At 43.6% G+C, this 13313-nt stretch carries 11 protein-coding genes; 5 read left to right on the plus strand and 6 right to left on the minus strand.

The window, feature by feature from the left end; all coding sequences use genetic code 11:
• The first annotated feature begins 217 nt into the window (after positions 1-217).
• The 4 genes from ACHFJ9_RS15840 (at position 218) to ACHFJ9_RS15855 (ending at position 4826) form a co-directional block, all read left to right on the plus strand.
• Positions 218-1528: a TolC family outer membrane protein gene (locus ACHFJ9_RS15840; protein WP_005395046.1), complete on the plus strand. Its 1311-nt coding sequence runs from the start codon at positions 218-220 to the stop codon at positions 1526-1528.
• A gap of 2 nt (positions 1529-1530) precedes the next feature.
• Positions 1531-2145 (plus strand): OmpA family protein, encoded by a 615-nt coding sequence (locus ACHFJ9_RS15845; RefSeq protein WP_046874949.1) that lies wholly within the window; start codon positions 1531-1533, stop codon positions 2143-2145.
• A gap of 167 nt (positions 2146-2312) precedes the next feature.
• Positions 2313-2666, plus strand: a complete 354-nt coding sequence (locus ACHFJ9_RS15850) for a DUF2750 domain-containing protein (RefSeq protein ID WP_005395049.1) — start codon at positions 2313-2315, stop codon at positions 2664-2666.
• Between the two features lie 186 nt (positions 2667-2852).
• Entirely contained in the window at positions 2853-4826 is a 1974-nt protein-coding gene (locus ACHFJ9_RS15855) for a diguanylate cyclase (protein WP_395355438.1), read from the plus strand.
• Between the two features lie 12 nt (positions 4827-4838).
• Here the strand turns inward: ACHFJ9_RS15855 and queC are convergent, their stop codons facing one another.
• Together queC and queE are read right to left on the minus strand one after the other, a co-directional pair.
• A complete protein-coding gene (gene queC, locus ACHFJ9_RS15860; protein WP_337168194.1) occupies positions 4839-5534 on the minus strand; it encodes a 7-cyano-7-deazaguanine synthase QueC in 696 nt (231 codons plus the stop codon).
• 14 nt (positions 5535-5548) lie between these two features.
• Complete coding sequence (gene queE, locus ACHFJ9_RS15865; RefSeq protein WP_041852955.1) at positions 5549-6199, minus strand: 7-carboxy-7-deazaguanine synthase QueE; 651 nt, start codon at positions 6197-6199, stop codon at positions 5549-5551.
• Positions 6200-6415: 216 nt separating this feature from the next.
• On the opposite strand from queE, the gene ACHFJ9_RS15870 reads away from it, so the two are divergent.
• Positions 6416-7225 carry a Cof-type HAD-IIB family hydrolase gene (locus tag ACHFJ9_RS15870; protein WP_139060563.1) on the plus strand — a complete coding sequence of 270 codons (810 nt, stop codon included), beginning with the start codon at positions 6416-6418 and terminating at the stop codon, positions 7223-7225.
• A 162-nt stretch (positions 7226-7387) separates the two neighbouring features.
• Here the strand turns inward: ACHFJ9_RS15870 and ACHFJ9_RS15875 are convergent, their stop codons facing one another.
• The 4 genes from ACHFJ9_RS15875 to ACHFJ9_RS15890 form a co-directional block, all read right to left on the minus strand.
• Entirely contained in the window at positions 7388-8833 is a 1446-nt protein-coding gene (locus ACHFJ9_RS15875) for a bifunctional NUDIX hydrolase/phosphatase PAP2 family protein (protein WP_395214537.1), read from the minus strand.
• Positions 8834-9221: 388 nt separating this feature from the next.
• Positions 9222-10553 carry a trypsin-like serine protease gene (locus ACHFJ9_RS15880; RefSeq protein ID WP_395355442.1) on the minus strand — a complete coding sequence of 444 codons (1332 nt, stop codon included), beginning with the start codon at positions 10551-10553 and terminating at the stop codon, positions 9222-9224.
• 194 nt (positions 10554-10747) lie between these two features.
• Positions 10748-11224, minus strand: coding sequence for a GNAT family N-acetyltransferase (locus ACHFJ9_RS15885; RefSeq protein ID WP_104969423.1), 477 nt, complete (start codon positions 11222-11224; stop codon positions 10748-10750).
• Between the two features lie 190 nt (positions 11225-11414).
• Positions 11415-13292, minus strand: a complete 1878-nt coding sequence (locus tag ACHFJ9_RS15890) for a propionyl-CoA synthetase (protein ID WP_170903342.1) — start codon at positions 13290-13292, stop codon at positions 11415-11417.
• Positions 13293-13313: the final 21 nt, after the last annotated feature.

A 13313-nucleotide genomic window follows, 5' to 3' on the forward strand; every position in this document is an offset into this window, starting at 1 on the left:
AAACATCAATTTCACTTTAAAATCGGGATCCTTATTCAAAATTTAGACCCGCCAAATGAACTGATTTATCAAGAATGAAACAAATGAACAATGAATCAACAGGTTACTTCATCGTGTATTAATGTTATTGTGCGCTAAATTATTGACGCCCTTATAGGTATCCCACTTATAAGCCCTCTCACCTCGAGAAATTTTATTATTATCTAGGAGAATCACAGTGAAGTGGACTCGTGCCAACGCCTTTTGCATTGGTGTGTTCGCAGCTAGTCATGCTTTTGGGCAAACACTAGAGCAAGCGGTTGAAAACACATTAAAAACCAATCCTGACATCAAAAGTGCGTTCAATGAATTCGTTAGCAAGCAGTATGTGAATGAAGCATCTGGCGGTGCTTACCTCCCATCCGTAGATTTAGACGCCGGTATCGGTTATGAAGGCATTAACCCAGCAGAAGCAGGGCGAGATTCAACGGATCTGACAAGAAAAGAAGCCACCGTGACACTAACCCAGCTGATATGGGACGGTTCTGCGACACTTAACGATATGGATCGAACAGCAGCTGACGCAGAATCAGTTCGTTATCAACTGCTCGCTGATGCTCAAGACACGGCACTCGAAGTGGCAAAGGTTTACTTAGATTCAGTAAAAGCTTATGAAATTCTTACACTTTCAGAAAACAACTTGAAGGTTCATAAGAAGATCTACGAAGACATTAAAAAGCGAGTTAACTCAGGACTTGGGTCTACCGCTGACCTAACTCAAGTAGAAGCTCGTTTAGCAAAAGCTCACGGTAACTTGGTGGCGGCTCAGAACAACTTATATGACAGCCACACCACGTTTACACGCCTTGTCGGACAGTCCCCACAAGGATTGATTTTTCCGCGAGCGGACCAGAACTTTATTCCCTACACCATAGATGAAGCAATTGACTTGGCATTTGAATCGCATCCAGTAATCAAAATTTCGATGGCAGATGTAGACTCAGCTAAGTTCCAATATAAGCAATCTAAGGGAACTTACTATCCAACGATATCTGTAGAAGCGGCTCAAACGTGGCGTGATGATGCAAGCGGTATCGAAGGAAGCAGTGATGAAACGACAGCGATGCTGCGTATGCGTTACAACCTCTTTAATGGTGGTAGTGATGTCGCCAATGCTGAAAACTTTGCCTATCAACTAAACAAAGCCAAAGATTTACGAGAACGCGCATACCGCAGCGTTGAAGAAGGGCTTCGTCTATCATGGAGCGCGTTAGATTTAACGCTTCAGCAAAAAGAGTTTCTGGCGGATCACGTAGATTCGGCATCTGAAACTGTTATCGCCTACGAGAAACAGTATCGCATCGGTAAACGAACCCTTTTGGATTTGTTAAATACTGAAAACGAGTTATTTGAAGCGAGAAAAAACTACTTGGATGCTCGATATTCAGAGCAATACGCGAAATACCGTGTAATGAATGCGACCGGCCAATTGTTAAATGCCTTGCGAGTCGATGTGCCTACGGAATGGAATGAAAAGGTGGAGTACTAATCATGAAACCAATGAAAATTCTATTTGCATTAAGCCTTCTCGCCGTTACTCAACAGGTTGTTGCTGAAGACGAGTATGACTATCGACCTGTACCAAGTGCAGAGCAAATCGCTGACCTTCAAGATGAAGATAACGATGGCGTCATCAACGCTCGAGATATGTGCCCTGGAACACCGGAAGGCTCAGAAGTCGACAATGACGGTTGCGGCGAATACATTAAAGCATCAGATAACATGCAAGTGAGAATACTTTTTGCCAATGATTCTGATGAAATCAATCCCGTGTTCAGAAGACAAGTACGTGAACTGTCCGATTTTTTAAAAGAATACCCTACTACGTCGATCGAACTGCACGGCTACGCGAGTAAAGTTGGTGGCTCTCAGCACAACCAAGATCTATCAGAGAGACGAGCACGCAATGTCCGTGAGGCGCTATTGAGCTACAACATCGAACCGAGCAGAGTTCGTATTGTTGGCTTTGGAGATACTCACCTAGCGCAACAAGGTACCGATGAAGTCAGCCACGCTTTAAACCGCCGAGTAACTGCTTCTGTCGTTGGTTATAAAGGCGAGATTAAAAAAGAGTGGACAATATTCACTACCCTCCCTGAAAGGTAAAAATATCTGTATTAATGTTTGTTCAAACAAGCATTAATAAACCTAGAATGACATAAGAAAAGGAGCTTCGGCTCCTTTATTTTTACTCATTGCAATAACCGTATTATGCTTTAGGAATCGGCACTTTAGTGTTACCCTAGCGGCGTCATAACAACGAGAGTTTTGAAATGAGCAAACTTACATCAGATATCCAAGCAAACCTTGACCTTTTTGTTGCAGAAACAAAAGAAAACCAACTGGTTTGGGGTTTACGCAATGAAGAAGGTTGGCTATCTTGCGATTCAACTGAATTCGAAAACAGTGAAGTCATGCCTTTCTGGTCTTCTAAAGAAGATGCAGAAGCGCACAATGTTGAAGAATGGGCTGACTTCACTGTACTAGAAATCCCACTAGATATCTTTGTTGAAGATTGGCTTTTAACTCTTGCAGAAGATGGTGTTCTTGTTGGTACTAACTGGAACGATCAGCTAGAAGGCAAAGAAATGGAGCCTCAAGATCTAGCAAAGCTTTACATTGCATAACGACTTCTAGACCTCAACTTTATGTTGGGGTCTTTCTTTTTATGCTCTTTTTTGATATGTCGACCAAGTGCATAGTTTTCCTATTCTTTTTCTTCGTACACCCAAATCAATCACAACGCTGATCAATTAATAGCGTTATGATTCTCCAATTCCAAAGCAACAAAAGAACATAAGGCACGTTTAAATATGCGCACGCTCTATCCTTTGCTTGCGTCACTCTTACTCGCCCCGGTATATGCTAGTGACACTCAAGATATTGAGCCAGAACAAAATATCACGCAGTGGCACGCCGTTTATCAAACCACATTGAGAAGTAATCCTGACTCAGCATTAAGCATGCTTCAAGATCGATACCACACCGCGAAATCGCACAGCGAAAAACTCTACGTCAGCGGGCTGATTTATGAATACATGTCGAACATAAAGCAGCCGTACTATGGAAGCAGCCAAGTTCTCAACAATAACTTTGCTCAGTTAGAGTCAGAGTACATTCTTGCCTTAAATGAACGTAAGCATGGTAGTTATGACGCCTCAGTAAATAGCTTTTCTTCATTGCGACAAAAAATGAAGCAGACTTCAGATTCTGAAGGCAAAGCTTTGATGAACTATCAGCTCTGTTATACCTTGAATCAACAAGGTCGTTATCACAAAGCAAACTTTTATTGCTCGTCGTTAGAAAGCCATCTAAGTCAACAACACCAAGAAAACTTCCCTATTGATCTCGCGTTACGTGTGGTAGCGAACAATTATAACTATCGTGGTGACTATGAAAAAGCGCTGAGCCTTTATCGAAAGCTGCTGGCCAACATGTCTGCTCAAACCGATCCTTCTGGCATTTATAATGACGTCGGAAATTTACTTGCAGAGCTTGGGCAGTTTGAACAATCAGAACAATATCTCATCCAAGCCCTACTCGCTCGTCAAGATGAAGGGACACCACTCAAAGTCGCCCAAGTCGAACATAGCCTTGGGGCAATGTATAAGAAATCCAAAGAATTCGATAAAGCCATCAATCATTATCAAAATGCATTAACAATACTCAACCAGCTCCACTACCCATATGGTCAAGGGTTAAGCTACTTAGGGCTGTCTGCGGTTTTAGCAGAAAGTGGGCAACTGGATACCGCAGTAGATTACATTAGAAAAGCTTTAGACATTGCTGAAACGTATGAAAATACGCACCTCGAAACGGAAGGACATTTAGCTGCTGGGTTCGCGTATTTGAAAAACCATGCTACTGAAAAATCGATTGCACATGGCAAAGTCGCGTTAACACTAGCGATCAATAACTCTAGGCCATTATTACAGGCACAAGCTCAATTACTCCTTTCCAAAGCGTACCAAGCCCAAGGTGATTATAAACTGGCATTAGAGCACCACGAAGCCTATTCAACCATTGAATTGGCCAACCGAGACGCTAGCAATATTAAAGCATTAGAGGCATTAGACCTCACAAAGAAAGAGTACGAATATGATCTTCAAGTCGCTCGGTTGAATAATGAAAAAAGCTTAAATCAGAATCAATTTGAGAAGCTTACCGATCAAAAGCGCACTTATAATTTTGTGGTTTCCTGTTTGTTGGTCTTGCTCATTCTGGCATTGATACTTCAGCGACAAACACGACAAAAAGCCAAAATAGATAGTCTAACATGTGCGTTGAATAGAGCGGCAATTATAGAGACCATCAAAGGTCAAACCTCCAAAGCGGACGAAGACTTCCGCTATGTTTTAGCATTAATCGACCTTGATGACTTTAAGACGATAAATGATCAATACGGTCATCCGACTGGCGACTTGGTGTTACAGCAAGTTTGCCAAGTGCTTAAAGCTAAGCTCAATAAGGGAGAGTATATCGGCCGTTTGGGTGGAGAAGAGTTTATCTTATTATTGAAAAACGTCGATGAAATTGACGTTCCTTTCCGGGTGCAAAGCCTACACAAAACGATTTCAGAGAAGCGCGTACGCACGGTAAATAATAGTGATCTGAGTGTAACTGCTAGCTTGGCCTATCTATCAACATCAATGCCGCTTACCAACTTTGATGAACTTTATTCGATACTAGACCAAGCTTTATACCAGGCTAAAAAGCAGGGAAAAAACATCATTATAGACGCATACGATGAGCCAATTAGCCTAAGTTCTGACTATGTTAGCCAGTAAAGCAAGGCACGACTAAACGTCAGCAGCCTGCTTGTTCACAAGAGACTGCATTACGGTCTCTTTATTGTTTAGGTAATCATCTAAGCCAGCTTTGCGCAAATCGCACGATGGGCAATCACCGCAACCATCGCCAATGACCCCGTTGTAGCAGGTCAACGTATTTTCACGAACCAGTTGCAACGCGTCATATTGATCAGCTAACGCCCACGTTTCTGCTTTATTTAGCCACATTAGCGGTGTTTTGATCGTCAGGTTACGGTCCATCCCTTGCACCAAAGCCGTGTTCATTGCTTGCACAAAATCGTCACGACAATCTGGATAACCACTAAAGTCGGTTTCACACACGCCAGTAATTACGGTTTCAGCCCCAATTTGGTAGGCGTAGATTCCTGCGAGCGTTAAAAATAGGATGTTCCGGCCAGGAACAAAAGAGTTTGGTAGGCCGTTTTCTTGCAATTCGTGTGAGACAGGAATGTCATCACGCGTGAGAGAGCTAATCGCAAGTTCGTTTAAAAGGCCAACATCCATCACTTTATGCGCTTTGACGCCAAGATCCTTTGCGATCTTTTGTGCCACTTCTATCTCTAACTTGTGGCGCTGACCATAATCAAAAGTAATGGCATGAACTTCATCAAACTCTTTAAGTGCTTGAACCAGACAAGTCGTGGAATCCTGACCACCACTAAAAACAACAACGGCTTTTTTCATTTCTCTCTCCGCTCTTAAGCAATACTTAAGTATTTATGAGTTTGAACAGACAAACGCCAATTGCGAGCAATGCACGTTTCAATACACAATTGCGTTGCACGAGGCTTTTGGCTAATAGGCTGCAATGCAATGACAGTCTCAACCGCGACATTCGCATTTGCCAATAGCTCATCAAGGTGGTCGATGTCTTTTTGCGTACCAACTGGGTGCTTAATCTCATTCGCACGCTCTAACGCGCTATTGAGAACTGGCAGTTTACCCTTCATCGCCACTTTTGGTGACACGGTCACCCATGTATTTTCTGACGTGATGACTTCTGATGTGCCACTCGTTTCGATTTGGCATTGGCAACCCATATCCTCAAACGCCTTTGTTAAAGGGCGTAGATCATAAATACAAGGCTCCCCACCAGTAATCACGATATGTTTAGCATTAAAGCCTTGCAGTTGATATTGCTCTACGATGTTCTCGGCAGATGCGACGCACCATGTCGGAGAATCTTCCGTCTTCACCAAAATATCACCAATTTGACGTTGGTCATTTTCATCTGCATACCACGTTTGTTTGGTATCGCACCATGAGCAACCAACCGGACACTCTTGAAGGCGAACAAAAACAGCAGGAACTCCAGTGAAAACCCCTTCCCCTTGGATGGTTTCAAACATCTCATTTAGCTTATACAACGTAGAACTCACTCAACTCATAATACTTCGAGGCGAAGACCTTAATGGACACACGTGTCTAGGTCAATTTAAACCAAAAATTAATTGTTAAAATAGACCATTTTGTAGTTTCATAGTCGTGGTGAGCGTAGGTTTCTGGTTAGCGTTATACCAGACCTTATTCACTTACAGTTCCCAAAAACTTTAAGGTAAGAAATGATGTATAAACTGATCGCATTAGATATGGATGGCACACTGCTCAATAGTGATAAAGCAATCTCTGAAGAAAACAAACAAGCGATCGCAAAGGCTCGCGAAGCAGGCGTTACTGTCGTTCTCGCTTCTGGTCGCCCATTAGAAGGAATGCAAGGCAAGCTCGACGAACTGAATATCCATTCCGATAAAGATTTTGTCCTTTTCTACAATGGCTCTATGGTTAAGAACGTAGGAACAAATGAAATCATCCACCAGCAAATCATTGATGGTAAGGCAGCTAAATTAGTCGCTCGTAAAGCGAAAGAATTAGGCGCTTATGTGCACGCATTCAGCCAAGTACATGGCTTGATCACCAATGAGAAAAACCCATACACTGACATCGAAGCCAACATTAATGGCTTAAATGTAACAGAGATTAATTTTGAATCGCTAGAAGATGATCATCCAATCATCAAAGCAATGATGGTTGCCGAGCCAAGTAAGTTAACTGAGGTCATCGCAGCGCTTCCGTCTGAAATGCGTGAAGAGTTTACGGTGGTTCAAAGCGCTCCGTTCTTCCTGGAATTTCTTAACCCAGCGAGCAACAAAGGTATTGGTGTTGCTGCAATTGCTGAGTATCTAGGTATTCAACCGGAAGAAGTGATCTGTATGGGTGATGCTGAAAATGACCACCACATGCTGAAGTACGCTGGCCTTGGTATCGCGATGGGAAATGCGATGGAAGAGACCAAACAAATCGCTGATTACATTACGGTAAGTAATGATGAACACGGTGTCGCTAAAGCGATTGAAAAATTCGTCCTTAACGCTTAATTCTCTCCGCCGCTATTGCGTCAACGTTATTACCTTTAACTCAGCCATGGCGTCAGATATACGCAAAGCCACATTGTTGAGCTACTCAACGTACAAAAAAGCCTTGCTGTAAAGCAAGGCTTTCTTTTTACTCGTATGCCTGAGAAAGAAAGCATACAACCATCAATCTAGCACTGTTTCTCTCTGTTGTTTTTCATGAATCAGCTTTCTTGCAAGCAAGATAAACAGCAACATCAACAATGGATAATGCAACGTCGACAATACCAATGACCACAAACCACTAAACGAGACAACAGAGCTTGAGTACAAATAAAGTTGCTCAACGAATACCAACGCAAGCGTTACAAAAATCATCTGACGAGAATCCAAATGCACTTTTGACTCTCTAAACGTCATAACCAATGCTGATGCCGTAATTAAAATAGCCAACCAACGACCAAACACAGGTAATGGCCAGATAACAGAGATGACCGCCGTTACCGCAGTCATAATGAACCAGACGCCTTTTGAGCTCAGCACTTGATCAACATTCACGTCTTGATTTGTTTCCAATCGCAGAACATGCCAGGCCACCAAGCTTCCTAACAGCGCACCAAACAACATATCTAAGAAAAAGGCGCTACCAAGGAAAAACTTACATAACATAATAGTAAGCGTGATGAGCATCATGACAGCGGTCGTACCATTAAAACCGAAATAATGCGTTCTCTGAAATAAAAAGGTTAAAACACAAAACCAAACAGCAATAGGCAAACTTGGAAAACTAAATCCAAAGCTGTGTGTTAACTCCATCATTGGTATATAGACATGCGGGCGAGGAAGCGCAAAACCCTGTTGAGCTACAAGTACCATCAGGGACGTCGCGCTAATAGCGAAAAAGAGTCGGAATACAAATCGACTACCAAAACGCATCATTACTAACGGAAATAGAAAAAGCAGTATCGTAGGTTCTGTCAGTTCTATAACAAGATTTGAGATCTGATTCGCTACCTCGAAACTCGTTCCTGATAATGCCCCTACCCAGCTTTGTAAGTCTTTCATCCACCTCAATTCAATCTGACGAAATGAAGGCGCGGATTCGATCAACTGAGTCACATAAGATGCGGACTGCTGAGTAGCTTGTTCAAAAAACTGAATGGCTTGTGGCCATTGAGCGGGATAGCGGTACAAAAATGATGGCAGCTCGGATGGTCCAAGTAACATTGCAGATGCGATTTCTACTCCGTAGTGAGGAGCAAACCAAATAGGTAACTCATTCCCACCTAAGGAATTGTTCATCGAAAAAGCAATAATCTCAGAATCTGATATGCAATCGTAATAAACCGCGGTGTCAGTTCTGCCAAGTTCCTCCCCAACCGTGACCACTAAACCCGTTTCTTCCCACGTTTCTCTTTGCGCAGCAACTTGGGGGGATTCTCCATCAATAATTGTCCCACCTGGTAGAGAAATCTTATCCGTCAATATTTCATGAACTAGCACTAACTTGTCGTCAGCACGAACAACGCAGAGCGCCCCTTTTACTTCGCTCGCGGCAGCTTTAGCCGTAGAGATTGGTGAAACAGGTAACAAAATAAAACAAAGGATGAGTAATAACAGCTGTCTCAACACAAAATATGACCTTAAGTAAACATTATGATAACCAATGAATAATGGCAGTTAATCTTATCTTTTTCGATAAAAATTAAGTAACGAGTTATGCCAAACAACGTTGATCGAATAAAGCATGATCTTGAAGCTCATTGGAGAGTAATTTAATGCAAACCTGACAAAAATCAGACAAAACATGAAATGTTGATCGCAATTCTGCCAGTTATATGAAGGTAGCGTCAGGATAAAGTCATACACATTTTATGGGTTCTCAAAGTTGGAACAATAAAAAAGGGCTTATTATTCGAAAACAATAAACCCTGCTTATGATAACTATGCGCTGTTCGTTGAAACCAAGAATGAATTCTACCTCAAGTCACCGACGAATCAGCTTTTGAATGCTTGATGGTTAGTTAGACTTGCAATGTGCGTCGCGAACTTCTTGCCAAACACCCCAAGGTCCAGAGTCTGCTGGGTTATCGCCTTGAGTCCACCACTGCGCCTGCCACACTTTGCCATTCCAAGTAACGTTATCCCCTTTGAGATACACCGTACTCGCTTGCCATTCTGCTGCGCAGTTATCTGTTGGAGGCGTTGTCACTGTTTTCGCTTGAGCCGACACTAGCGCCTGATATTGTGTACTGGTCTTATCAACGTTGAAGTTCAAAGCAACTCTTGCTTCTCCCGCCTGAGCTGCTCCAAATTCGACATCGACACGACAACTTGCATTCATTGCTAACGTCGCCTGAGAACACTGATCATTAGCAATAACGGCAGCATCAGCAACGCCAGAAGCAAACGCGCGAACGTTTTCTACAGTGAACGTCGTGTTACCTGAATTTTTGATAACAAAACTATGTTGCTGCAACTCGCCAACATTAAATGATGCCAATGTCTGTTCGGTGGTATACCCAACAGAAACATTCTCTTTCGGAGGTGTAGCCGTGCCAATGACACCATTAACAAAATTACGCATGGCGGCGATATCGCTATAAACACCATACATACCCGGACGAGCACAACCTATCCCCCAACTGACCACGCCAAGTTGAGTAATTACGCCACCACGATTAATAACGATTGGGCCACCGCTATCTCCCTGACAGGAATCTATCCCACCTTGAGGAATTCCCGCACAGAATGACACTTCTCCAACGGTTGTGTAATTGCCACCGGCTTGACGACAAGTCGTGTCTGACACGAGTGGAACGTCAACCTCTTGCAACCGAGATGGAGAGCTTCCTCCTTCAGAGGTTCTCCCTAAACCTGCGACTGTAAGCCAATCTCCGATGCTGGCGTATTGCGTTAGACTGCCATCGGCAATTTCAACCGCAGCAACACCTTGAGGTACAGAGTCTAACTTTAAGACTGCGAGATCGTGAGAAAGCGTTGCTCGGCGATATGCCGGGTGCATGTGGATTTCACTCACGTTAGATCGAACACCGTCAGTGCCATTGTAAACGACGCCACCGATTTTAACCGCAATCTGATTCGGTGAATCACCCTCGACACAGTGGGCCGCAGTCAGGACATAGCCATTCCCAATATAGCTGGCACCACAATATGATCGGTTACCATAACGGCTAACAATTTGGGTGTAGAATCTCCACTCACTAGGATCAGCAGTGATGCCGCCTACGATCTGGGGTTGTATAGTGTGATTTTGTGTCTGTGACAAATCATCAGCACTTGCGAACATTGGCAAAACAGCCAACGCAAGTAACGATTTTGTTAGTTTCAAAATATTGTCCTCTTGTTTTTGTAAGCACGATCCTCGTGCTACTAATAAACAAGCAGACAAAAACGCCAATACCAATGTGGGCGCATATTAATTTACTAACATTGCGAGCAACTTATAGAGAAAAGTCTATTGACGAACTGAATGATTTCAATTCGCTAGAATGTGTATCACAATATTAAAATTAAGCATGGTCATTAGCTCAACGGCTTTCTTAGATAGTGAATATGGTGTGCAAACCCTTGTTTTTCATACAAAGAGATTGCACCCTGGTTAAAGTGCCATACTTCAACAAACATCTGTTTTGCACCGTAATCAGAGAACGTTGACTCAATTTTGTTAATCAATGCCTGAGCTGTGCCTTGTTTCCTAAACTCAGGTAACACATAGAGCTCATCCACACTTCCCATCATAACCGGCTGACTGACGGTAGAAACAAGTTCACAGAAATGACCAGAGATAAAACCAATCATTTCATCTCCTTGTTTTGCTACATAAACAAGACATTCAGGATCATCAATGTATCGAGCAATACTTTTTTCTTGCTCTATCTCCTCTGCAGTTTTGAACAGCTCAGGAGATTGAAGATGATGCTCATCATGCAGCTCAAACATAAGGTCGTTGAGCGACTCAAGGTCGCTAAAACACGCAGATTTAATTACAAACGTGGTCATACAAAGGGTCACTAAAAATTGAATGGCTGTAGTTTGTGAGGAAAATGCCGTATTGGCAAGTCACAAAATTGCCTGCACGAGACGTTTACGCTATCTACAAACAAAAAAGCCCCTGCACTTAATAAGCGTACAGAGGCAGAACCAACCTACAGAGTTCGAGGATCAGGGGTTAGCTAGAATTGAGTTTTAATTAGCGTCTTAACACTCGTTCAATTTCGTTCAAGCTACTTGGGTCATCAATCGTTGACGGAACGGTGTATTTTTCACCATCGGCTATTTGACGTATGGTTCGGCGCAGAATTTTACCCGAACGTGTTTTCGGTAAGCGATCCACAACCAATGCATGCTTAAAGCAGGCAACCGCACCGATCTCACTACGTACCTTGCCAACAAGCTCACCTTCAAGATCAAGCTCGTCCACTTTGACACCATCTTTAAGCACAACAAAACCAAGTGGTAACTGCCCTTTTAGATCATCGTGGATACCCACGACCGCACATTCCGCAATCGCTGGGTGGCCACCGACAATTTCTTCCATTTCGCCTGTCGATAAACGATGCCCCGCGACATTAATCACGTCATCAATACGTCCCATAATGAATAGGTAACCGTCTTCATCCAGATAGCCACCATCACCTGACACATAGTAGCCAGGGAATTGGCTGAGATAACCGGTTTCAAAACGGTCATGGTTACGCCAAACCGTTGGCAGACAACTCGGTGGCAGCGGACGTTTTAATGCGACAAAGCCTTGTTGGTTAGGCCCGACCGACTCTCCAAGTTCATTCAGAATCTCGACCTGATAACCCGGAATTGGCTTCGTCGAAGAACCCGCTTTAACTGGCATCATTTCAACACCTGTTGGGTTGCCCGCGATAGCCCAACCCGTTTCCGTTTGCCACCAGTGGTCAATAACGGGTTTGTCTGCTTTGCTCTGAACCCATTCCAGTGTTGGAGGGTCAAGGCGTTCTCCTGCCATAAAGATGGTTTTCAATTTAGAGAGATCATACTGTTTTAAAAACTCACCTTCTGGGTCTTCTTTCTTGATCGCACGGAATGCTGTCGGGGCAGAGAACAACGCATCTACTTTGTATTCGTCACACACTCGCCAGAACGCGCCAGGATCCGGTGTTCGGACGGGCTTGCCTTCGAATAGGATTGTTGTGCAACCGTGAATCAGTGGCGCGTAAACAATGTAAGAGTGCCCTACTACCCAACCAACATCAGATGCCGCCCAAAATACGCCATCTTGAGGAATGTTGTAGATTGCGCTCATAGAGTACTTCATCGCGACGGCATGGCCACCGTTGTCACGCACAACGCCTTTTGGCTTACCTGTCGTACCCGAAGTATAAAGAATGTAGAGTGGATCGGTTGCCAACACCGGAACACAACCGTGTGGCAACGCTTGGTTGTACTCTTGCTGCCAATCCAGATCTCTTTCTTGGTTTAGATCGGCTTCGCACTCAGGACGCTGGAATATAAATACTTTTTCAGGCTTCCATCGGCTGTCCATAATGGCCTTGTCTACCATTGGCTTATATGGAATAACTTTGTTGATCTCAATCCCACATGACGCCGTCATGATGACTTTCGGCTCTGCATCTTCAATTCGTACAGCAAGCTCATTAGGTGCAAAACCACCGAATACAACGGAGTGAATCGCCCCCAAACGCGCGCAGGCTAGCATCGCCATTGCGGCTTCTGGAATCATCGGCATGTAAATAACGACTCGGTCGCCTTTTTCAACGCCTTGGGCAGACAGCATGCCGGCAATTTTTGCCACTTGGTCACGCAGGTTACTATAGGTATACGTGGTTTTATTGCCGGTTACTGGCGAGTCATAAATGAGTGCCGTATTATCACCGCGTCCTTGCTCGCAATGGTAATCCAATGCTAACCAGCACGTATTCATTACTCCATCTGGGAACCAACGTTCGATGCCGTTCTCATCAGATTTCAAGATGGTTTTAGGAGATTCGAACCAATCGATATTCTCCGCTTGAGCGCGCCAAAAACTCTCCGGTTCATTCTTCGCCCATAAGTATTCTTTTTCGTATGAAGACATATTGCTTCCTCCAGTATGTCC

Source organism: Vibrio sp. D3 (genome assembly GCF_043995865.1).
Taxonomy (GTDB): Bacteria; Pseudomonadota; Gammaproteobacteria; order Enterobacterales; family Vibrionaceae; genus Vibrio; species Vibrio diabolicus.

Excerpts from the sequence above, each read along its gene's own strand:
- ACHFJ9_RS15870 (WP_139060563.1), top strand. The coding sequence starts at position 6,416 with ATGTATAAACTGATCGCATTAGATATGGATGGCACACTGCTCAATAGT.
- queE (WP_041852955.1), bottom strand. The coding sequence starts at position 6,199 with ATGTTTGAAACCATCCAAGGGGAAGGGGTTTTCACTGGAGTTCCTGCT.
- ACHFJ9_RS15885 (WP_104969423.1), bottom strand. The coding sequence starts at position 11,224 with ATGACCACGTTTGTAATTAAATCTGCGTGTTTTAGCGACCTTGAGTCG.
- ACHFJ9_RS15845 (WP_046874949.1), top strand. The coding sequence starts at position 1,531 with ATGAAACCAATGAAAATTCTATTTGCATTAAGCCTTCTCGCCGTTACT.
- queC (WP_337168194.1), bottom strand. The coding sequence starts at position 5,534 with ATGAAAAAAGCCGTTGTTGTTTTTAGTGGTGGTCAGGATTCCACGACT.
- ACHFJ9_RS15890 (WP_170903342.1), bottom strand. The coding sequence starts at position 13,292 with ATGTCTTCATACGAAAAAGAATACTTATGGGCGAAGAATGAACCGGAG.
- ACHFJ9_RS15850 (WP_005395049.1), top strand. The coding sequence starts at position 2,313 with ATGAGCAAACTTACATCAGATATCCAAGCAAACCTTGACCTTTTTGTT.
- ACHFJ9_RS15855 (WP_395355438.1), top strand. The coding sequence starts at position 2,853 with ATGCGCACGCTCTATCCTTTGCTTGCGTCACTCTTACTCGCCCCGGTA.